15 protein-coding genes and 2 tRNA genes are annotated in these 22,174 nt (G+C 70.4%); 7 read left to right on the forward strand and 10 right to left on the reverse strand.

Translation table 11 applies throughout. The features are described from left to right. Position 1 precedes the first annotated feature (1 nt). A complete protein-coding gene (locus OV427_RS48590) occupies positions 2–727 on the forward strand; it encodes a 2OG-Fe(II) oxygenase (RefSeq protein ID WP_267863093.1) in 726 nt (241 codons plus the stop codon). Between the two features lie 11 nt (positions 728–738). On the opposite strand, the gene OV427_RS48595 is transcribed toward OV427_RS48590, so the two are convergent. Next, positions 739–2,430 (reverse strand): amidase, encoded by a 1,692-nt coding sequence (locus OV427_RS48595; RefSeq protein ID WP_267863094.1) that lies wholly within the window; start codon positions 2,428–2,430, stop codon positions 739–741. A gap of 112 nt (positions 2,431–2,542) precedes the next feature. On the opposite strand from OV427_RS48595, the gene OV427_RS48600 reads away from it, so the two are divergent. Further along, positions 2,543–3,601 carry a patatin-like phospholipase family protein gene (locus OV427_RS48600; protein ID WP_267863095.1) on the forward strand — a complete coding sequence of 353 codons (1,059 nt, stop codon included), beginning with the start codon at positions 2,543–2,545 and terminating at the stop codon, positions 3,599–3,601. A gap of 135 nt (positions 3,602–3,736) precedes the next feature. On the opposite strand, the gene OV427_RS48605 is transcribed toward OV427_RS48600, so the two are convergent. The 7 genes from OV427_RS48605 to murJ all read right to left on the reverse strand — a co-directional run bounded on the left by OV427_RS48605 (position 3,737) and on the right by murJ (position 15,370). Beyond that, positions 3,737–9,334 carry a myxosortase-dependent M36 family metallopeptidase gene (locus tag OV427_RS48605; RefSeq protein WP_324290042.1) on the reverse strand — a complete coding sequence of 1,866 codons (5,598 nt, stop codon included), beginning with the start codon at positions 9,332–9,334 and terminating at the stop codon, positions 3,737–3,739. Between the two features lie 600 nt (positions 9,335–9,934). Further along, a complete protein-coding gene (locus tag OV427_RS48610) occupies positions 9,935–10,882 on the reverse strand; it encodes an aromatic alcohol reductase (protein WP_267863097.1) in 948 nt (315 codons plus the stop codon). Positions 10,883–11,093: 211 nt separating this feature from the next. Beyond that, a tRNA-Met gene (locus tag OV427_RS48615) sits at positions 11,094–11,167 on the reverse strand. A 69-nt stretch (positions 11,168–11,236) separates the two neighbouring features. Beyond that, positions 11,237–11,310, reverse strand: a tRNA-Met gene (locus OV427_RS48620). Positions 11,311–11,410: 100 nt separating this feature from the next. Next, positions 11,411–13,117, reverse strand: coding sequence for a S1 RNA-binding domain-containing protein (locus OV427_RS48625; RefSeq protein WP_267863098.1), 1,707 nt, complete (start codon positions 13,115–13,117; stop codon positions 11,411–11,413). After that, positions 13,105–13,338: a hypothetical protein gene (locus OV427_RS48630; RefSeq protein ID WP_267863099.1), complete on the reverse strand. Its 234-nt coding sequence runs from the start codon at positions 13,336–13,338 to the stop codon at positions 13,105–13,107. The genes OV427_RS48625 and OV427_RS48630 overlap by 13 nt, the downstream gene beginning before the upstream one ends. A gap of 346 nt (positions 13,339–13,684) precedes the next feature. After that, positions 13,685–15,370: a murein biosynthesis integral membrane protein MurJ gene (gene murJ, locus OV427_RS48635; RefSeq protein WP_267863100.1), complete on the reverse strand. Its 1,686-nt coding sequence runs from the start codon at positions 15,368–15,370 to the stop codon at positions 13,685–13,687. Positions 15,371–15,487: 117 nt separating this feature from the next. On the opposite strand from murJ, the gene OV427_RS48640 reads away from it, so the two are divergent. From OV427_RS48640 to OV427_RS48660, 5 genes are all read left to right on the forward strand, one after another. Further along, entirely contained in the window at positions 15,488–15,970 is a 483-nt protein-coding gene (locus tag OV427_RS48640; RefSeq protein ID WP_267863101.1) for a ferritin, read from the forward strand. A gap of 41 nt (positions 15,971–16,011) precedes the next feature. After that, positions 16,012–16,896 carry an encapsulin nanocompartment shell protein EncA gene (gene encA, locus OV427_RS48645; protein WP_267863102.1) on the forward strand — a complete coding sequence of 295 codons (885 nt, stop codon included), beginning with the start codon at positions 16,012–16,014 and terminating at the stop codon, positions 16,894–16,896. Between the two features lie 20 nt (positions 16,897–16,916). Then, complete coding sequence (locus OV427_RS48650) at positions 16,917–18,341, forward strand: sigma-54-dependent transcriptional regulator (RefSeq protein ID WP_267863103.1); 1,425 nt, start codon at positions 16,917–16,919, stop codon at positions 18,339–18,341. Positions 18,342–18,420: 79 nt separating this feature from the next. Next, positions 18,421–19,455, forward strand: a complete 1,035-nt coding sequence (locus OV427_RS48655) for a M23 family metallopeptidase (RefSeq protein ID WP_267863104.1) — start codon at positions 18,421–18,423, stop codon at positions 19,453–19,455. 97 nt (positions 19,456–19,552) lie between these two features. Continuing rightward, on the forward strand, positions 19,553–20,854 hold the full coding sequence (locus tag OV427_RS48660; protein WP_267863105.1) for a hypothetical protein: 1,302 nt from the start codon (positions 19,553–19,555) through the stop codon (positions 20,852–20,854). Positions 20,855–20,899: 45 nt separating this feature from the next. Here the strand turns inward: OV427_RS48660 and rsmI are convergent, their stop codons facing one another. Both rsmI and OV427_RS48670 read right to left on the reverse strand, forming a co-directional pair. After that, positions 20,900–21,730, reverse strand: a complete 831-nt coding sequence (gene rsmI / locus OV427_RS48665) for a 16S rRNA (cytidine(1402)-2'-O)-methyltransferase (RefSeq protein ID WP_267863106.1) — start codon at positions 21,728–21,730, stop codon at positions 20,900–20,902. 12 nt (positions 21,731–21,742) lie between these two features. Further along, positions 21,743–22,123, reverse strand: coding sequence for a YraN family protein (locus tag OV427_RS48670; RefSeq protein WP_267863107.1), 381 nt, complete (start codon positions 22,121–22,123; stop codon positions 21,743–21,745). Positions 22,124–22,174 lie beyond the last annotated feature (51 nt).

Below are 22,174 nucleotides of genomic sequence, written 5' to 3' on the forward strand. Positions count from 1 at the left end.
AGTGCGAACTTACACCACCCAGCGTGAAGCCCTACCTACACCGGCGCTGGAGGCGCTCCGAGAGGCCCTGCTCGGCTCTCGATTCGTCGCGCGCAGCCCGCTGATGGGGACGTTCCGCGCCAGCCGCGGCTTCGCCTTCATCTTCACGCACGAGGGCCGCGCCACCCTGGAGGCCCGCTTCCCGTTCCTGTCTTGCTACCTGGCGAGGGTGTTGGATCCAACCAGTGCTCGCGGGTTGCTCCCGTGGCGCGAGCGGCTGCTGGGGGCCCGGAAGGAACGTGTCCTACCCAACGCTTTCTACCTGAACCTGCTCCTGCTGGACGCGGGCACGGCCGTGGGCCGGCACATCGACGCGACGCTCCAGGACCCCAGCGGCGTGCCGGACGCCACGCCGCGACACGTGAGCGTGCTGTACCTCCAGGTCCCCGAGCGCGCGAAGGGCGGCGAGTTGTGCCTCCTGCGCGACAACGTGCCGGTGGGCGAGGTGCGCCCGCGCGAGGGGATGCTGGTGCACTTCCGCGGGGACCTCCAGCACGAGGTGCGGCCCTTCACCGGAGGCCCGGAGGGCGCGCGGCGGGCGAGCCTCGTGTGCGAGCAGTACGTCTTCCCGCCCGAGGCGCTCGCGCGCATCCCCTCCTTCCGCATCCAGTCCAAGGCCGGCTTCGCCGCGTACCTCGACGACTGGCGGGGACGGCCGGACGCCGGCCCCGCGGGCGAATTGGAGTAACCCGGCGAGACTCAGGTGGCGGGCTTCAGACGCAGGTCCGCCGTGGGAGCGAACCCGGGCGGGCGGCGGTGGTGCGACGCCTGCTCGTAGGCGTAGGCGAGCTTCAGCAGCGTGGGCTCGCTCCAGGCGCGGCCGATGAAGGACATGCCCACCGGGAGCCCGAAGACGTAGCCCACGGGCACGGTGATGGTGGCGTAGCCGGAGACGGCCGCGGGCGTGGAGCTGCTGCCCAACCAATGGTCGCCATTCACGAGGTCGATGAGGCCTGGAGGCGCCTGCGTGGGGGCAACGAGCGCGTCCAGTCGGTGCTTCGCCATCAGCGCGTCCAGGCCCTGCTCGCGCGACAGCTTGCGGCAGTCCGCCAGGGCCTTGCGGTACTTCTTGTCCGTCAGCGGCCCCTTCTCCTGCGCCATGTGGAACAGCTCCTGGCCGAAGTACGGCATCTCCGTGGAGCGGTGCGCGTCGTTGAATTTGATGAGGTCCGCGAGCGTGCGCGGGTGCGTCCCCTCCCCCAGCCCGGCGAGGTACGCCTCCAGGTCCGCCTTGAACTCGTAGAGCAGGACCTCGAACTCGGGCTCGTCCAGCTTCGACGCCGTGGGAATGGGGGCCGGGTCGATGATGGTGGCGCCCTGGGCCTTCATCAGCTCGATGGCCTGCTCCACCAGCGCGTCCGAGGGCGCGTGGTAGCCGAAGAAGCGCTCGCGAGGCACGCCGATGCGCGCGCCCCTGAGCCCGTTGGGGTCGAGGAACTTCGTGTAGTCCGCGTGGGCCTTGCCCTGGCTCGCGGCGGTGGCCGCGTCCGCGGGGTCGATGCCCGCGAGCACGGAGAGCAGCGCCGCGGCGTCCGCCACGGTGCGCGTCATGGGGCCGGCGGTGTCCTGGGTGTGGGAGATGGGGATGATGCCGGTGCGGCTCACCAGGCCCACCGTGGGCTTGAGCCCCACGAGCGAGCTGGCCGCCGCGGGCGACACCACGGAGCCATCCGTCTCCGTCCCCACGGCCACCGCGCAGAAGTTGGAGGCGGCGGCGGCCCCGGAGCCCGAGCTGGAGCCCGACGGCGTCCTGTCCAAGGCATACGGGTTGCGCGTCTGCCCGCCCCGCCCGCTCCAGCCGCTGGAGGACTTCGTGGAGCGGAAGTTGGCCCACTCGCTCAGGTTCGTCTTGCCGAGGATGACCGCGCCCGCCGCGCGCAGGCGCTCGACGATGAACGCGTCGCGCTGGGGCACCGCGCCCACGAGCGCGAGCGAGCCGGCGGTGGTCTGCATGCGGTCCGCGGTGGCGATGTTGTCCTTGATGAGGACGGGGATGCCGTGCAGCGGCCCGCGCGGCCCCTTCTCCTTGCGCTCCTTGTCGAGCGCCGCGGCGATGGCGAGCGCGTCCGGGTTCAGCTCGATGACGGACAGCAACGGGAGGTCTCCCTTGCGGTCCAGCTCGTTGATGCGCGCGAGGTAGCGCTCCGTGAGCCCGTGCGCGGTGTGCTTGCCGGACTTCAGGCCCGCCTGGAGGTCCGCGACGGTGGCCTCCTCCAGCTCGAAGGGCTTCGAGGCGGGGACCGCCGCCGGAGCCTTGCCGGCCGGTGGCGCGGCGGGAGCCTGCGCCTGGGAGTCCAGCGTGACGAAGGCGGTGGCGGCAGCCGTGCCACCGAGGAAGGCGCGGCGGCTCAGGCCCGCGGAGGGACTGCCAGGAGGAGTGGGCTTCTTCATGGGGTGCCGCGCACTACAGCAGCGGCGCGCGGACTGTCGCAAGCGGAGCGTGGTCTGGCCCGAGAGGGCCAACGCGCGCGCGTGCCGCCCCTGCTACCTTGCCGCCCCCGATATGGCATCCAACCTGACCCTGCTGGCCGGCCCTGACGCACTGCGGATGATTCGTGAGCGGGGCCTGCGTGGCGATGACGTGGACGTCGTGCCCGGCGCCTCGGGCGGACCGAAGTGGCTGGTGCTGGCCGGCCTGGACCGCGCCCTCTTCGCCGGCCTCTTCCAGGGGCGCACGCGGCCGCTGCACCTGATTGGCTCGTCCATTGGAAGCTGGCGGCTGGCGTGCGTGGCCCAGGCGGACCCGGTGGCGGCGCTGCACCGCTTCGAGGCGGCGTACATCGACCAGCGCTACCCCGCGAAGCCTCCGCCGTCGCTGGTGAGCGAGACGAGCGCGCGCATCCTGGACGCGCTCCTGGGCGACGAGGGCGAGGCGCAGATCCTCAACCACCCGTGGGCCCGGCTGCACGTCGTCACCGCGCTGTGCCGCGGGCCCATGGGCGTGGAGCACCCGCGCGTGCAGCTGCTGGGACTGGCGCTGTGCGCGATGGGCAACATGGTGAGCCGGCGGACGCTCGGGCTGCACATGGAACGCGTCATCTTCCACACGGCGGGCGACACCAGCCCGTTCGCCGGGCTGAAGGATCTGCCCTCCGTGCACCTGCCGCTGACGCCGGAGAACCTGCGCCCGGCGCTGCTGGCCTCGGGCTCCATTCCCATGGTGCTCAGCGGCGTGCGGATTCCGGGCGCGCGGCCGGGGGTGTACCGGGACGGCGGCGTGCTCGACTACCACCTGGACCTGGACTTCGGCCCGGGCGAGGGGCTGGTGCTCTACCCGCACTTCTACCCGTACGTGGTGCCCGGCTGGTTCGACAAGTCCCTGCCCTGGCGGCGCGCGCGTCCGGCCAACTTCCGCAGGGCGCTCCTGATTGCGCCGTCCGCGGAGCTGGTGGCACGGCTGCCGGGAGGGAGGATTCCGGACCGCGTGGACTTCGAGCGGCTCAAGGACACCGAGCGCATCCGCGCGTGGAACCAGGTGGTCGCCGAGAGCGAGCGCATGGGCGACGAATTGCTGGAGCTCATCGCCACCGGGCGCCTCGCGGAGCACGTGCAGCCCCTCTGACGCGCGGGCTCCCCAAAAGAGCGGCGGCCGGCCTCCCCGAAGGGAGAACCGGCCGCCGGATGACTTCTGAAGCTCAGTGGGGAACCGCCGGACCCGGGCCTCTCAGCCGCCCGGGCCTGGCGGCACCGTCACGTCTCAGGCCAGCGTGTTGCGCCGACGGCGCAGCAGGCTGAGGAGCGCCAGGCCGAGGATGCCGGCCGGGGCGCCCGCGCCCGTGGAGGAGCAACCGCCGCCGTTCTCCGGCGTGGCCGTGGCCTCCACGGTGGCGGTGTGGGTCCCGCCACGAGCATCCGTCACGGTCAGCTTGAAGCTGAACGTGGCGCTGTCGTCGTCGAGCTCGGGGACGTTCACGCCGAGCACCGCCTGGTTGGGGCTGGCCAGCGTGACGGCCGGGCCACCCGTCTGCTCCCACTTGTAGGTGAGGGCGTCACCATCCGGGTCGCTGGAGGCCGAGCCGTCGAGGGTCATCGCGGTCTGGTCGCCAGAGAGGATGATGCGCGCCTTCGCCACGGGGACGATGTTGTCGGACTGCGTGACAGTCACCGTCACCGTGTCCGCATCGCTGGTGAGCGAGCCGTCGCTCACCACCAGGCGGAAGGTCAGCTCCGTGTTCGCCTTCACGTCCGGCGCGGTGAAGGTCGGGCTGGCCGTGGTGGCCCCCGTCAGCGACACCCACGGGCCACCCACCTGCGTCCACTGGTACGTCACCGTGGTGCCATCCGCGTCAGCGCTGGCGCTGCCGTTGAGGGTGACCGCGGTCTTGCCCTTGGCGGAAGCCGCCTCGCCCGCGTTGGCCACGGGCGCCCGGTTGACCTGGCGCACCGTCACCACCACGTCGTGGCTGGCGGTGGCATGGCCGTCGCTCACCGTCACCCGGAAGGTGAGCTCGGTGTCGGCGGTCACCTCGCCCGTGGAGAAGGTGGCCGTCGCGGAGTCAGCGCCCGTGAGCGTGACCTCCGAACCGGACACCTGCGACCAGGCGTAGGTGAGGCTGTCGTTGTCCGGATCCGCGGCGGTGGCCGCGAGAGTGGCCGTGCTGCGCTCGTCGGCCACGACGGCGGAGGCCGTCACGGACGGCGCGAGGTTGACCGCGCCGATGTGCACGCCCACCGTGTCGCTCGTCGTCGACTTGCCGTCGCTCACCGTCACCATGAAGGTGAGCTCCTCACCGAGCACCGTCTCCGGGGCCGTGAAGGTGGCCGTCGCCGCGTTGGCGTTGGACAGCGCCACCGGAGTGCCGGACACCTGCACCCAGTGGTAGGTCAGCGCGTCGCCATCCGCGTCGGTCGCGGAGCTGCTCAGCGTCGCCGTCTCACGCTCGTCCACGGACAGGTCCGCACCCGCGTTCACCGTGGGCGCGACGTTGACCTGACGCACGTTCACCACGACCTCCTGGCTGGCCGAGGCCGTACCGTCGCTCACCGTCACGGTGAACTTGAGGACGGCGTCAGCGGCCACCTCGCCGGTGGAGAAGGACACGCTCGCGGTGTTGGCACCCGAGAGCACCACCTCGTCGCCGTCCGTCTGGGCCCAGCTGTAGCTCACGGTCTGGCCGTCCGGGTCGGACGCCGTGGCCGTGAGGGTCGCGGTGCTGCGCTCGTCGAAGGAGGCGGACGAGGCCGTCACCATCGGCGCGCGGTTCACGTTGCCAATCTGCACGTTCACCGAGTCGGTGGTGCTCGTCTTGCCGTCGCTCACCGACAGGGTGAAGGAGAGCGTCTCGCCGGTGACCGTCTCCGGCGCCGTGAAGGTCGCCGTCGCCTTGTTGTAGTCACGCAGCGCCACCGCGGTGCCGGCCGTCTGCGTCCACAGGTAGGTCAGCGCCTCGCCGTCCGCGTCGCTGGCGGAGCCGGAGAGCGTGACGGTGGTGCGCTCGTCAGCGGTGCCGTCGAGGCCCGCGTTGACGGTGGGCGCACGGTTCACCTGACGGATGCGCACCGTCACCGTGTCGGACACCGGGGCGGCGCCGTCGGTGGCGGTGAGGCGGAGCACCAGGTCGGTGTCGGCCGTCACGTCCGGAGCCGTGAAGGACGGCTTCAGCGTGTTGCCGTTGGTGATCGTCACCGCCGGGCCGGACACGCGCGCCCAGGTGTAGGTGAGCGCCTGGCCGTCCGCGTCGAAGGCGTTACCGGTGAGGGACACCGGCGCGCGCTCGTCGACCGTCACGTCCGGACCGGCCGAGATGACCGGAGCGGAGTTGGCGCACTGGCCGCTGTCCGCGCAGATCTTGATGAACGGCGTGTTGGTGATGCCGGAGAAGGACAGGTCGTCCAGCACCCAGCCGGTGTTGCCGGCGCCGTTGTCCGTGCCGATGCGGAAGCGGATCAGCACCGTCTTGCCGGCATAGGCGGTCCCCAGGTTCAGCGTGGCGGTGTTGAACGTCGGGAAGCCCGCGGTGGTGCCGACGAGGGCGCGGCGGCCCGCCAGGGGGTTGAGGTTGCCCGCGTAGTTGATCAGCACGCCCGTATACAGCGAGTCACCGATGTCGACCCACGTCGCGCCATCGTCCTCGGACAGCTCGACGACGGCGCCGTCGTAGTTGCCGCCGGCGTCCGTCTCGAAGTCGTACGAGTGACGGAAGGACACCACGAAGGGGGCGGTGGCGCTGACGTTCAGCGGCGGGGTGATGAGGCTGAAGTCGGCCGGCGCACCCAGGTCCTCGCCGTAGAAGGCGCGGTTGAGGTCGCTGAACTCGACGACGCCGAACTCGGCCGGAACCAGGTCCTCGTTGAACTCGGTGTCCCAGGGGAGGTTGAAGGGCGTGCCCTCCACCGTCTCGCTGGCGGTGGCCTCGGGGACCTCGTCGTAGTTGGTCTTGAAGGCGAGCACGTCGCTCTTGTCGCCCGGGACGGCCTGGCGGTCATCACGGAGGGAGAAGGCGAAGTCGACCCGCTGGCCCGTGCCCGCGCCCGTCAGCGAGACGGGAACGGAGACGATGCCGATGTCACCAATCCCCATGGGGGGGAACTGCGCGGTGCCACGGTCGCCCACCGTCACGCCCGTCGTGGTGGTCACGACGGTGACGGCGCTGGTCTCCGCGGGCTCGGAGCCGTTGTTGTAGACGATGAAGGTCAGCAGGCCCGTCTCACCGTTGTCGAGGATGCCGTCCTCGTCACCCGCGGCGCCGACGTTGTCCTCGAAGAAGGCGGCGAGCAGCTGCACGTCGGTGCCCACGTTGAAGCTCTCCACGACACCCGCGTGGGTGGTGGAGTTGCGATCCGGGGCCACCGCGCCCACGCCCGCGCCGCGCTTGGCGAAGGCCGCCCAGAAGCGCTGGCCGTCGGCCGGGTCATTGGCCATGGCTGCCGCGATGATGGCGTCGCGCGCCTCCAGGAAGGTCGGGGCCGCGGGAGTGAGCTTGTACCCGTTGACCAGGTAGCTCTTCATGCGGTCCTGCGCCTCCTGGAACGGATGCGCGCGCAGCAGCGCCGTGTAGCACTCCCACAGCATCGTGGTCCAAATCTCGCCGGAGTTGTGGACCTCGGCGTTGTTGCTGACCGGCGCGATGGGGGCGTTGGTGGGCAGCGCCACGCCGTCGGTGATGTGCTTGAACGTGAGGGGGTTCTTCGCCATGTCCGACGAGTACGTCACGCGGCGGATGCCGAAGAACGCGGAGTCCGGAGAGCTGCCGCGGGTGGCGTACTCAGCCGCGCCGTAGGCACCATTCCAGTTCGCGTTGGCCGGGACGTTGATGTCCTCGGGACGGGTGATCATCAGCAGGGCCGTGAAGTCGCCCCAGCCCTCGCCCATGGACCGACCCTGGTTGTTGGTCAGACCGGCGGAGTTCTGGACGAGGCGGTTGCTGATGTAGTGCCCCCACTCGTGGGCCACGATGACGTTGTCCACCGTGCCGTCGAGGTTGATGGCCTCGGCGCGCGACAGGTGAACGTTGAGGCCGGCGACATTGCGCAGCTTGTTGCCGTCCGCCAGCGTGATGCGAACCGCGGGGATGGTGATGCCGGTGGCAGCGCCACCGAGGGGGGAAACGAAGCCGGCCGCGTTGTCGGCGATGAGGAGGCCGATGGCGCCCGCCGCCTGCGCGGTGGCGGCCTTCACGGTGAAGGCGCACGTACCGCGGTCGAGCAGCGCAATCTTGCCGGCGACCGCCGCCGCGTTGGTCAGCGGGGAGCAGCCGTCCGTGGTGGACGGGCCCGCGGCGTCCGCCGCGTCCTGGCCGATGACGACGTCACCCGTGACGTCGTACGTCTGGGGACCGAAGCCCGAGGCGATACCGACCTTGTACTCACCCGCGACGCTCGCGGGGGCATTGACGACCAGCTGCCCGCTGGGACCCGAGAACAGGTACATGCGCATGCGCGGGGACGCACCGTCCGCCGGCGTCTGCATGTTGGCGTTGTTGGTGCCGCTGTAGTCCTGGGCCTGGGCGCGGATGGCGTCGTTGCCAATGCCGCCGCGGCCGAAGTTGTCGGCCTGCGCGTTGCCGGACTCCTCGTCGAAGCCGGCGTCGTAGTACCAGTCGTGGAGCCAGTTGTTCATGAAGAACAGGCTCGTCGTCGCGGCGGCGATCTGCTCCGCGTTCGCGTACGGCTGGATGTCGAACAGCATGGTCCGGTCGAACACGCCGGGCGCGGTGACGGTGGGGCGAAGGTCGCCGTCGTTGTAGCCGTCCGGAGCCGTGAGGTTCGCGAACGCGTCCGCGTTGTTACCGCGCGTCACCGTGGCGTCGTCCGCCAGCCAGGGGTCGTTCTGGCTGAAGGGCACGTTCTGCAGGGTGACCAGGCTGGGCGCGACATACGCGGGACGGAAGCCGTCCGGGGTGCCCGTGGGGTGCGGCGTGGCGTTGTTGCCGGCGGGGCCGTCGTGCGGGGTGAACGGCGGCGTGGAGTCCGCGAACACGCGGTAGCTGAACTCCGCATCCGCGGTCAGGTTGTTGCGCAGCAGGATGCGGCCGTCCACCGCGGAGATGACGTACGAGTAGTAGTCGGAGTCCTTGCTGTCCGGGCGCCCCGTGTTGAGCTCCACGTAGTACGCGGGCACCACCGCGTTGGGCAGCGAGAAGTACACCTGCTTCGAGCGCGCCGGGATGATCAGCCCTTCCGCCAGGGGGCGGGCATAGGTGGCCAGCTCGAAGTGCGTGTACTTGCCGGCGTTCTGCGCCTTCACGTTGCGCAGCAGGCTGGCATCCAACGCGGTGCCGGTCAGGTCCTGGTACGCAGCGGAGACGGCCGCACTGGCCGACAGCTGGAATTGGACGCGGGGCGCGACGGCGCTGGAGACGTGCTTGGAGAGGCTGCCGGAGACGGCCACCAGCTCGTTGTTGCGGTTGAGCAGGAGGTTGAGCGACTGCCGGAAGACCTCGATGCCGTTCGCCTCCTGGGCCAGCGTGACGACCTTCACGCCCTGGCGGTTCTCGCTGACGTTGACGACTCGAGCGCCCGCGGCCTCGAAGGAGCTCACGCCATAGAGGGAGGCGGCGTCCGCGAGCTGCGCCAGAGCGGCCTGCTCGGGCGCCATGCTCGCGAACTGGGAAGACGCGCTCAGCTTTGACTGATCCGCGCTCTTCCGAGCCCAGAGGAACGTAGGAGAACCGGTGCGCTCATCACGATGAGCAACGCGCGGCCCCTTGGAGTCCACGGGCTTGAAACCAGCGGCGACTCGACCCGCGGGCTTCGCGTCCTGCAGTGCATCGTAGTTCGGCAGCGTCCGGGCAACTGCGCTGGTACCGGACAACACCAGCGACAGGCCAGAGAGCGTGGCAACCAACCTTCTCACGTGGGGGAACTCCCTGTTCAACGGCGGGGTGGGAGCCACCTTGCAACCTGGGAGGGAGTCCCAGCACCATCGCCGGAACACCAGGTCACGAACGTCGCCCCCAGGTGACGAATTGTCACCTGCTGAGAAGATTAGTGCCCTTATTGATGTAGGTTGAAAGGCGACACCAGCGTTTATTCCCGACGCGACGCATCTTTCCGTGGTTACGGCAGGTTATGAGAGGGCTTGGAGGAAAAATGCGGTGGGTGCGAAACCTTACAGCGCTGCTATTCGTGACATTCGGGGTGAGCGTGCTGGCAACGGCCTGCCGTTCCACCGCGGAAACAGCGCCCGCGGAGGCGCCGCGTAACAACCCGGTGGCGGATGGTGGCGGCACTCCATTCCAGGACGTCCGGCGTTGGGACGCGGGCGTGGAGGCACGCGAGGGCCCGCAGCCCTTCCCTGCCCCCGCCGCCGACGCGGGAGCCTGCCCTGGAAGGCAGGAGCGCTGTTGCGATGGACACTGTGGCACTGCGCTCGAGTGCGCCCAGCTCGCGTGTGATCCCGTGCCTCAGCGACACACTCCGGCCGAGGAACGCTGAGCCGTGAGTCGCCGCGCGCTCACGGGTGCGCGGGGAACGAAGCCTCCGCGCGCGACGCCAGCCACGGCCGCACCTTCGCCTCGAGGTACTCGCGAACCGTCACGGGGCGAAGCCGGGTGAATTCCGCGTTGGCGGGACTGCGCAGCCGTCCCCGCCCCGCGAGCTGCAGCAGCAGGTGCGGCTGCATGAGCCCCTCGCGGGCCGCGCCCTCCGGGGCGCTCGTACGCGCGAGGTGGCGGCGGAGGTCCTCCACCGTGCCACGGCAGACGCGCTGGAGCTGCCGGCCCGTGAGCTCCTCGTAGAGCCGCGAGACTTCATTCACCGTCACCACGTCCCCGACGAGCTCCAGGCGCCGGCCCTCCGCGCGCGGGTCCACCACGGCCTGCGCCACCCACCGGGCCACGTCGCCCATCGCGGTGACGTCGAAGGACTCGTCGCCGGTGCCCCAGTACGCCACGTGCCCGCGCTCCAAATCGAACACGTGCGCCAGGGGCGACAGCGCCACTTCCATGAAGGCACCGCAGAGGATGAACGTGTGCCGCACGCCGCTGCGCTCCACGGCGTCCGCGACGCGCCGGTGCAGGTCCAGCTGCGCGTCCTCGCCCTCGCTGAGCTGGAAGAAGTCCGGCGAGTAGTCCGAGGGGATGAAGCGCATGACGCCGTGCCGCCGCGCCACGTCCAGCAGCCGGAGCTGACCGTCCACCATGACGTCCTCTCCGCCGCGCACGGCGGAGAGGACCACGTCCACGCCCTCCACCGCCGAGTCGAGCGAGCGCACGTCCTGGAGCGAGCCCTCGACGAGTGTCACGCCCTGGTCCGCGAGCCCGTCCAGCGACTCGGGCCGCGTGCCCGGGCGCACCAGCACATGCAGGCGGATACCGGGCCGGAAGAGGAGCGCCGAAGCGAGTCGATGCCCGAACTGGCCCGTGCCTCCCACCAGCAGGACGTGCGTGGCCTCGGTGTCCATCGTCCGCTCCTCCTCACCGGCAGGCAGGCGCGGAGAAGACGTCCGTCCACGCATGCCGCCCACACCGGGAAGATGGAGCGTGGGGCGGGCAGTGACTGCGCGGTGCGCGGGGCCGCCCCTGGTCCGGACGAGGGACGAGCAGGAGTCCTGGCGGCGGGCGCACAAAAGCAATCGGCCCGGTCATCCAGGAGGATGACCGGGCCGATCCGAGTTGCGGGGGCAGGATTTGAACCTGCGACCTTCGGGTTATGAGCCCGACGAGCTACCAGGCTGCTCCACCCCGCGTCATGTTGTGTCTGTCTTCGAACCGCTGAGTCCCGGCCTTCATTCCGGCCGGGCTTCAGGTGCTACGAGTTGCGGGGGCAGGATTTGAACCTGCGACCTTCGGGTTATGAGCCCGACGAGCTACCAGGCTGCTCCACCCCGCGTCAGTGGTTGCGGCGAGGGGGTTAGTACCGTCCCCGCTCTGGAGCGTCAACACCTTTCTCCGCGCTGCGCCATTCGGTGCGCAGCGCGGAGAAAGGAGCGTTACTTGCGCATCTTTCCGAGCAGGTCGGCGAAGGTGCCGAAGCCCTTCTTGCCCGCGGCCTGTCCCTGCGGCTGCTGCGTCTTCTGCCAGGCCTCGACCTCGGCGCGCTCCTCCGCGCGCTGCGCGGCGGTGACGGAGAGGCGGATCTTCCCGGCCGGGTCGATGTCGAGGATGGCGACCTTCACCTCCTGGCCGAGCGAGTAGTGCTTGCGCAGGTCGGTGCCGCGCTCGGTGCCCGTCTCGCTCGCGGGGAGCAGGCCCTTGCCGCCAGCGAACTGGAGGAACACGCCGTACGGCTCGATGCGGTCCACCTTGCCGACGACGACGTCGCCCACCTTGGGACGGGGCGCGGCGGGCTGACGGGCCGCGGCGGGCGCGGCGCTGGCGGCGGCGGCGGGGGCCACACGCTCCTCGGGAGGACGCTGCGCCTCCTCCTCGGAGATGCGGCGCAGGCCGATGCGCTTGTCGTTGGCGTCGATCTTCTCGACGGCGACCCAGATGACCTCACCCTCCTTCACCACGTCGCGCGGGTGCGCGATGCGGCGGTCGCTCAGCGCGGAGATGTGCACGAGGCCATCCACGCCGGGGCGCAGCTCCACGAAGGCGCCGAAGGGCTGCAGGCGGACGACCTTGCCCTGCAGACGGTCGCCTTCCTTGATCTCGGAGATGGCCTTCTTGAAGGGGTCCTCCATGCGCGCGCGCATGGACAGGGTGATGCGCTCCTTCTGCTTGCTCTTGTCGGGCGAGTTGGGCTGAGCGGCCTCCATGCGGAGGATCTCCACCTCGACCTCGTCACCGGCGTTGACCACCTCGGACGGGTGACCGACGCGCGTGTACGAGAGCTCGGAGACGGGAATCATGCCCTCCACGCCGCCCAGGTCGACGAACACGCCGAAGTCGCGCACGCCGGAGACCTTGCCCTTGACGACCTTGCCCTCGGACAGGTTCTTGCGCGTCTCCGAGGCCAGCTTCCGCTGCTCCTCTTCGAGCAGCGCCCGGCGCGACAGCACCACGTTGCGATCACGAACCTCGGTGACGCGGAACTGGAGCTTCTCGCCGATGAACTGGTCCGGCTTCTCCACGAAGCGCAGGTCCAGCTGGCTGATGGGGCAGAAGGCGCGGATGTCGCCGATGGCGACCTCCACCCCGCCCTTGTTCACGCTCAGCACCATGCCCTCCACGGGCATGCCGGAGGCGCGAGCCTCGGCCAGCATGGCCATGGACGCGCTGCCCTTGGCGAGCGCGCGCGACAGCAGGATGCCCTTGGCGCCCACCTCGATGACGTGGGCCTCGAGGCTGTCACCCACGCCGAAGCGGAGGATGCCCTCGTCGTCCTTGAGCTCGCGCAGCTCGATCATCGCCTCGCTCTTGGCGGACCCCTCCAGCGACACGAACGCGGTGTCCGCGCCGAGCTGGAAGATGGTGCCCTTGACCTTCTCGCCCACGCGCACGCCGCGGCGGCCCGGAGCACCGCCCTGCGCCTCGAACATCTCGGCGAAGGACTGGGACTCGGCGACCTCCTCGTACAGCGCGCTGGAGGGCGCCGGAGTCACCGGGCGCGGAGCGGGCGTGGGAGCCGGCGTCGTCGCGGCGGAGGCCTCGGCGGCGGCGGTCGTCTCCTCGGCCGTCGCGGTGGCGTCGGCGGGCTTCTCGTCCGAGAGGCCCCGCGTCTCGATGGCACCCGATGCGCGCTTCACGACCACCATGGGGCCGGACGGGCGGCGCTCGCCGCCACCGCTCCCGCCACCGCGGCGCTCGCCGCCCCGGTCACCGCCAGGACGAGGAGGACGGTCGCCACGCGGGGCGCCACCCTCGGGCCGGGGCGACGCTTCGCGCTCGCCACGACCTCCGCGGTCGCCACCTCGGTCGCCACCACGCTCACCACCGCGGCCACCTCCGCGCCCACCCCGGTCCCCGTCCCGGCCACTGCCCCCAGAGGGGATGCCGAGCATCACATCACCGAAGGTAGCCTTCGGCTTCTTGGGACCCATCCCGCCCGGACCGCCCGAATTGGAACCGCTCTTCTCGTCGCTCACTGCCGAGACCTTCCTGAGACGAATTCGACCCTGGCTTCCCGAGAAGCCGGGCCCCGGTGAAAAAGGCGGCGCACTCTACACGCGCGCCAACTCCGGAGGAAGCCAGATGACGCGCACGCCGTGTGGGCCGTTGCTTCGTTGTTGAACGGAGGCAGCGCGTCAAGCCATCCCACGAGCACTGTTTGCCACTCAAAGATGCGCCGCCCGGTCCGTCAGGAGCCGAGTATTCGCGGGTGGTTAGCGCACCAGCCGGAGCTTGCGACCGACCTTGCGGAAGACGGCCCCTGCCTCCGGGACACCCAGGGCCGCGGCGAGTGCGAAATAAACAATCCCGAAGGGGACGGCCGTGGCCAGGAAGCCCAGCGCGGGGTGCAGCCGGGGGGGCACGAGCAGGCCGCCCCCCCACTCCGCCTCCACGCCGGGCATGGGACCAAGAAGGGACGCGAGGCCCAGCTTGATGCCCAGCCCCACGAGCCCGGCGACCCCTGCCGCGGTCCACAGCCGGGGCAGCAGTCCGGAAGGCACGCCGACCGGGCCAATCTGCTTCACGAGCTTGCGACGGAGCAGGCTGGACTCCAGCCAGGCCACCATGCCGCCCGCCAGGGTGAGCCCCAGCGCGCCCAGGTAGTCCGGCAGGCCCACCCACCCCGGGAGCTTCAGGCCCAGGAGCCACGCGCCCAGGGCGCCCACGGACACTCGCACCACCGCGAAGCGCAGGGGCGTCTTCGGATCCTTCAGCGCGTAGAAGGCGGAGGCGTAGAGCCGGCCCACGGTGGAGGCCACCAGGCCCACCGACGCGCCCATCAACAGGTACCAGAGGTAGCGCGAGTCGGCCGCGTTGAAGCGGCCCGTCTGCAGGAGCGCCGCGGCCACCATGTCCCCGAGGAAGAGGAACGCGGCGGCGGAGGGCACCACCCAGAAGGCGATGCGCCGCGCGCCGTTGCCGATGCGCTCGCGCAGCTTCGCGGCCACGTCCTGGCCCTCACCCGAGGCGCGGGACATCTCCGGCAATTCCGCGGCGGACACCGCCATGCCGAAGAGGCTCACCGGGATGAGGTAGAGGGTCTGCGCGTACAGCAGCGAGGACACCGCGCGGTTGGAGATGAGCGTGGCGAAGGCGGTGTCCACCCACGCGCTGAACTGCACCACGCCGCGCCCCAGCACCACGGGGCCGAAGTTCTTCAGCACCTGGCGCACGGACGCGCTCGCCAGCGACAGCGTCGGGCGGAAGCCCCCCAACAGCCGCAGCGTCGAGGGCACCTGCACCGCGAACTGGAGGAAGCAGCCCAGCACCACACCGTAGGCGAGCACCTCCACCAGCCGGTCCTCGGTGTAGCGGCCACCGGCGAAGACGAGCGTGAGGATGATGGCGATGTTCCACACCACCGGCGCCAGGTACGACAGCAGGAAGCGGCGGTGGCTGTTGAGGATGCCCAGGCACCACGCGCTCAGCACCAGCATGCCCGTGCCGGGGAAGAGGATGCGGACCACGCGGATGGCCAGCTCCCGCGAGTGGCCCTCGAAGCCCGGAGCGATGAGGTCCACCAGCAGCGGCGTGGCGAGCATGCCCGCGGCCACCATCACCGCGGTGACCAGCGACAGCAGGCCGAACACCGCGCCGGCCACGCGGTCCGCCTCCTTCGTCTCGTCGCGGCCCAGCAGCCCCGCGTAGACGGGGATGAACGAGCCGGAGAGGACTCCCTCGCCGAAGAGGTTCTGCAGGAAGTTGGGAATGCGCAGCGCCGCCTTGAAGACGGCGGCTGCGTCCGCGTTGCCGAGGTAGTGCGCGAAGACGCGCTCGCGCACCAGGCCCATCAACCGTGAGGCGAGGATGCCGGTAGCGACGAGCAGCGCGCCCCTGCCTCCCGGGCGCGCGGACTGGGAAGGCGCGGTGGGCGGCGGCGGCGAGGAGGACGCGGGCATGGAGGCAGTCACCAGGGCGCGGGACTCTATGCGCGGCGTTGAGTGGCATGAAGCGCGAAACCCGGGCAGCCTCTTTCACTTGACGCTACCTCGCCAGGTTGCCAGGGTCCGGTGCCAATGGCCGGAACCCCCGACAGCGACCTGGACGACGTGGCGCGCATCCGCCGCGTGCTGGCCCGCGAGCTCGAGACCATCAACGAATACGAGGCCTTCGCCCGAGCCTCTTCGTCTCCCGACGTCCGCGCCTTCTTCCAGCACCTGGCCGCCGAGGAGAAGGAGCACGTCTCCGAGGCCGTCCACATGCTGCGCCTGCTGGACAGCGGCCAGGACGCCCACTTCACCAGCCCCGTGGCCACCGGACACTTCGAGGGCACCGCCGCGGGTGCGCCCGCCGCCCCCGCCGCGCCGGCACGGGCTGCCCCGCCCGCGCCCGCCGCGGTGAGTGGCCGCAACGGCCGCCCTCCCCTGGAACCCCTCACGTCGCTGCCCCCGCAGCGGCTCATGTACGGCCTGCCTGCCCCGCCGCCCGCGGTGGAGTCCCACCCGCTCACCGTCGGCTCGCTCCGCCGGGGTGGTGGCGGTGGTGGCAACGGTCGCTGACGTCCCCTTTCTCTCCTTGTTGACCTTCTGGAGAACATCCGATGCCTGACTTCCTTGGACATGCCGAGAACCCCCTCCGTGAAGAGGAGTGGGCGCGCCTGAATGAAACCGTCATCCAGGTCGCACGGCGGTCGCTGGTCGGCCGTCGCATCCTGGACATCTACGGTCCGCTGGGCGCGGGCGTGCAGACGGTGCCCTACGACGAGTTCCAGGGCGTGTCCCCCGGCGCGGTGGACATCGTCGGCGAGCAGGAGACCGCGATGGTCTTCACCGACGCGCGCAAGTTCAAGACCATCCCCATCCTCTACAAGGACTTCCTGCTGCACTGGCGCGACATCGAGGCCGCGCGCACGCACAACATGCCGCTGGACGTGTCCGCCGCCGCGGGCGCCGCCGCGCTGTGCGCGCAGCAGGAGGACGAGCTCATCTTCTACGGCGACGCGCGCCTGGGCTACGAAGGCCTGATGACCGCCAACGGCCGGCTCACCGTGCCGCTCGGCGACTGGACGGTGGCGGGCGGTGGCTTCCAGGCCATCGTCGACTCCACGCGCAAGCTGAACGAGCACGGCCACTTCGGCCCCTACGCCGTGGTGCTGTCGCCGCGGCTGTACTCGCAGCTGCACCGCATCTACGAGAAGACGGGCGTGCTGGAGATTGAAACCATCCGCCAGCTCGCGTCGGACGGCGTCTACCAGTCCAACCGCCTGCGCGGGGACTCCGGCGTGGTGGTGTCCACCGGCCGGGAGAACATGGACCTCGCCGTGTCCATGGACATGGTGGCCGCGTACCTGGGCGCCTCGCGGATGAACCATCCGTTCCGCGTGCTGGAGGCGCTGCTCTTGCGCATCAAGCACCCGGACGCCATCTGCACCCTCGAGGGCCCCGGCGCCGCCGCCGCGCCGCCCGCCCCCACGCATCGCCGCTAGCCCGCGCCCTGACAGCCCTCATGGCAAAGGTCCTGGTCATCGACGACGAGGCGAACCTGCGAAAGGTGCTCGCCGCGATGCTGCGCCGGGACGGCTTCGACGTCACGGTCGCGGAGAATGGCGAGCAGGGGCTCGCCGAGTTTCACAAGAACGGCGCGGACATCGTGGTGACGGACCTGGTGATGCCCAAGGTGGGCGGCATGGAGGTGCTGGGCACCGTCCGCGCCGCCAACCCGGACGTGCCGGTCATCATCATCACCGCGCACGGCACCGTGGACTCGGCCGTGGACGCCATCAAGGCCGGCGCGTTCGACTACATCACCAAGCCCTTCGACCAGGCGGAGCTGTCCTCCGTCGTCGCGAAGGCCGCCAAGACGAACGAGAGCGCCCGCCGCTCCGTGCGTCCGGACGTCAAGGCGCGCGCCGCCATCATCGGGGACTCGCCGCAGATTCAAGAGGTCTACAAGATCATCGACAAGGTGGCGGACACGCCCTCCACGGTGCTCATCACCGGAGAGAGCGGTACCGGCAAGGAGCTCATCGCCACCGCGCTGCACGGGGCGTCCAGCCGGCGCGACAAGCCGTTCATCAAGATCAACTGCGCGGCCATCCCCGCCACGCTGCTGGAGAGCGAGCTGTTCGGCTACGAGCGCGGTGCCTTCACCGGCGCCGTCACCTCCAAGCCCGGCCGCTTCGAGCTGGCCGACGAGGGCACCCTCTTCCTGGACGAGATTGGCGAAATCCCGGTGGAGATGCAGGTGAAGCTGCTGCGCGCGCTGCAGGAAGGCGAGTTCGAGCGCGTGGGCGGCATCAAGACCACCCGCGTGGACGTGCGCCTCGTGGCGGCCACCAACCGCGACCTCCAGGCGGAAATCGAGGCGGGCCGCTTCCGGAAGGATTTGTACTACCGGCTGGCGGTGGTCCCCATCACCCTGCCCGCCCTGCGCGAGCGCCGCAGCGACATCCCCATGCTCGCGCGGCACTTCCTGGACAAATACAACCGGCGCCTCAACAAGAAGATCGAAGGCATCACCGACGACGCCATGGCCCTGCTCCAGGCCTATGCGTGGCCGGGCAACATCCGCGAACTGGAGAACCTCATCGAGCGCGTGCTGCTCTTCGCGGACGGCCCCTTCATCACCGGGAAGGACCTGCCGGAGCCGGTCCGCAGCGGAGCGGGCGTGCAGGCGGGCGCCGTGTCGTCCTCCTCCTCGCCGTCCATGGAGGTTCCCACGGGTGAGGTGGGCCTCAAGGACATCGTCCGCATGAAGGCGGCCGAGCTGGAGCGGGACCTCATCGTGAAGAAGCTGGATGAGACGGGCGGCAACGTCACGCGGGCTGCCCGCCTGCTTCAAATCAGCCGGAAGTCGCTGCAGACGAAGATGAAGGAATTCGGCCTGCGCGACACCACGCCCGATGGGCAGGACGACGGCTCCGACGAATAGCCTCCGCGCGGAGGCGGAATTCCTTCGCGCGCGCGTCGGTTTCGGGCCGGCCCACTCTTTTCAAACCCAGGGAGCTTGAATGCGGCCGAACCTTCCCACCCTCGGTGCCCCGCCGAAGCGCAGTCCACTCGGCTCGGTGGTAGCCGTGTCACTCATCCTCGGCGCGTCCGCCGGAGGCGTGTGGTGGTGGAAGCAGCGGATGGCAGGCGCCACGGAGCAGGCCGCCGCGGCCGCCCCCGTGGCCGCCACGGATGCGGGAGCCGTCGCCGCGGCACCCGTCGCCCCTCCGGCGCCCGTGGACCCGGTGAAGGCCGCCGGCTTCGAGCGCGCCTCGGTGCGCATCGACGGCCCGCTGGAGACGGCCCTCAACGGCGCCGCCGGCGCGGACGTGGGCCCCGCCCTGGCGCAGGTGGTGACGCGCACGCTGGTGTGGTGGGTGGAGGTGCCGGGTGAAATCCTCCGCGGCGACACGCTCGACGTGCTGTACCAGCGCCGCGAGAACGAGGAGCCCCTCGTGCACGCCGTGCGCTTCACCAGCGGCAAGCTGGGCAAGACGCTGAGCGCGTACCGCTTCCAGGGCGAGGGCGACAAGAATGCCCGCTACTACCTTTCCACCGGCGACGAGCTGGAGATGCGCCTGGAGAAGTCGCCCATCGACGACTACGAGCAGGTGACGTCCCTGCTGCGCGACGGCCGCCGCCACAAGGGCGTGGACTTCCGCGCCCCCGTGGGCACGCCCATCAAGGCGCCCTTCAACGGCGTCGTGAAGCGCAAGAACTGGAACTGGGGCAGCAACGGCAACTGCGTGGAACTGGTGGAGTCCGGCGGCCGCGGCCGGCGCGCCCTCTTCCTGCACCTGGACGAGCTGTCCAGGGACATCAAGCCCGGCGCCCGCTTCACCACGGGCCAGGTCATCGCGGCCAGCGGCAACACGGGCCACTCCTTCGCCCCCCACCTGCACTATCAGCTGATGACCCAGGATGACCGGGTGCTGGACCCCTTCGACCAGCACAAGACCTTCCGCCGCTCGCTGAATACGGCCAACAAATCGCTGTTCGAGTCCGAGGTGCGCCGGCTGGACGGACTCCTCGGGACCTCGGTGGCCGGGAAGTAATTGCCACCCGTTTCTTGACACTCCTCCGACGGCGCGGCTAGCTGGAAGCCCCCCGGGCCTTGCCGGAAGGCCCGGGTGATTCGCCGTCGGAGGTCGGATGCAAAGGCTTCGCGCCGTACTCGCCGCTGTCACCCTGGGCGCGCCGCTCGCCGCCAGCGCGGCGGACATCACCCGGATTGCTTCGTCCTTCGAGGACGACGACCCGTTCGACCTCTTCATCGACGTCGGCTTCGAGCGCACACAGACGCGCGCGAAGATCATCCGCGAGCAGCTCATCCCCGCGGGCTCGTCCGACGCCTCCAGCCGCATCGACGCCACGGAGCTCTGGTACAAGGGCGTGGATGCGCGGCTGAACCTGGAGCTGTCCTTCGGCCTGTACCGGGACCTGGAGTTCTCCTTCACGCTGCCGCTGGTGTTCCAGCAGAACGAGCGCTGGGACCGCACCTCCGACGCGACACCGGAGAACTCCACCATCACCAACAACTGCCTGAACGCGAACGGCTCGGTGATTCCGGGCTGCCTCGAGGGCACCACGGAGCCCGTGCCCCTCTTCGGCATCCCGCAGGAGAGCTTCCGCGGCGGCCTGGGCAACATGCGCTTCGGGCTGGCCTACGCCTTCTTCAAGCAGGAGAAGGACGCCACCAAGCCCACCTGGATTGTCGGCCTGGACTACGAGGCCCCCACCGCCAAGCAGCGCGACCCGAGCGTGAACACCACGAACCCGGACGAGCGCGGCAACATCGGCGACCGCGTCCACAAGTACCAGCTCTACACGTCCTTCTCGCGCCGCATGGGCGTGGCCGAGCCGTACTTCAAGGCCAGCTACACCATCCCCGTGCGTGGCCCGGGCATCTACTCCAACTGCGACCAGCGCAACGCGGACCCGCCGAACCTGGGCGCCCCGGAGAACTGCGGCACCGGCCCGTGGACGCGCAAGGAGACGGGCATCCACGCCCCCACGCAGGCAGGCATGCTCTTCGGCGTGGAGCTGGTCCCCTTCGAGAAGCCGCAGAAGTCCCAGAAGTTCGCCCTGGACGTGCGCACCATCGGCAACTACGTGGGCCGCGGCAGGTACTACAACGAGCTGAGCCAGGCGCTGGGCAAGCTCCTCACCTCGGAGGACTACTTCCAGGTGGGTGGCATGCTCGGCGTCAACGCCAGCGCGGCCGAGTCCTTCACCATCCGCGCCTCCGGCACGTTCCTCTACAACACCGACCACACCCTCACCGCCGAGGAGCTGGGGCAGGATTTGGACGGCAGCGGCTCGGTGGACGCGGAGCCGGGCTCCCCGGAGCTCAACCCGACGTTCGACTGGCGCTATGACCTGGTGTCCCGCCGCTTCCGCGCGGTGGAGAGCACCTCGTTCCGCTTCGACCTGAGCGCCACGTTCAGCTTCTAGCAGCACGGCCGGGACGGGGCTTCTTGAGCCCGTCCTCGCCTCCCCTCACCGCTTCAGCGACAGGCCCAGCCGGTAGACGTCCTGACCGGCCCAGCCCGCGCGGCGGGCCAGCTCGGTGCTCAGCGCCTTGAGCTTCTCGCCGCGCGACAGGCCCTCCTCGAGCGCCTTCTTCAGCTCCTCCTCGGACCAGCGGCGCTCGCCGGTGCGGCCCTCCACCAGCACCACCACCTCGCCCCGGGGCTCCTCCGCCGCGTAGCGCGCCGCCAATTCCGACAGCGTGCCCCGGGCGAACTCCTCGTGGAGCTTCGTCAGCTCGCGCGCCACGCAGGCGCGCCGGTCTCCCCAGGCGTCCAGCAGGTCCGGCAGCGTCTCACCCACGCGGCGCGGGGACTCGTAGAGCACCAGCGTGGCGGACAGGTTGGCCACCTCCTCGAGCATGGCGCGCCGCTCCGCGCCCTTGCGCGGGAGGAAGCCCAGGAAGTGGAAGCGCCCGGTGGGCAGCCCGGACGCGCTCAGCGCGGCCACCAGGGCCGTGGGGCCCGGAATGGGCACCACCGTGAGCCCGCGCTCCAGCGCCTCCGCCACCAGCCTCTCGCCGGGGTCGCTGATGGCCGGGCTGCCCGCGTCCGTCACCAGCGCGCAGTCGTCGCCCTCTGTGATTCGGTCCAGGATGCGCCCGGCGCGCTGCCCCTCCGCGAAGGCCGGCAGGCTCACCAGGTCCTTGCCGCCAATGCCGAAGTGGTCCAGCAGGACGCGCGAGTGCCGCGTGTCCTCACAGGCGATGAAGCGCACGTCGCGCAGCGTCTGCAGCGCGCGCGCCGTCACATCCCCCAGGTTCCCGATGGGCGTGGCCACCAGGTAGAGCGTTCCAGCCATGGCGGCGTCCTCTCACATGCCCGCGTCGAAGGCGCCGGGAATGTGCTCCACGGTGGCGCGCTCGCCGCGCCCCACCACCGAAATCACGTCGAAGCGCATCATCCGCTCGCCCAGCGAGTGGGCGAAGAGGTAGTGCAGCGCCGCCTTCACCACCCGACGCTGCTTGGCGAAGGACACGGTGTGCGCCGGGTCTCCCCACACGGCCGTGGAGCGCATCCGCACCTCCACGAAGCACACGACGTCTTCGCGCTCGGCCACCACGTCCAGCTCCCCGTAGCGGCACGTCCAGTTGCGCGCCAGCACCCGCCACCCCCGCGCCTCCAGGAAGCCCACCGCCGCTTCCTCGGCCGCATTCCCGTACTGCCGCCGCTCTCGCGGCTCCGCCCGTCCCATGCACCCTCCCCTTCGACGCCACCCACCCTTGCCGGTCCTCCTCCGAGGAGG

Origin of the sequence: Pyxidicoccus sp. MSG2 (genome assembly GCF_026626705.1) — a bacterium.
In the GTDB taxonomy this organism is placed as follows: domain Bacteria; phylum Myxococcota; class Myxococcia; order Myxococcales; family Myxococcaceae; genus Myxococcus.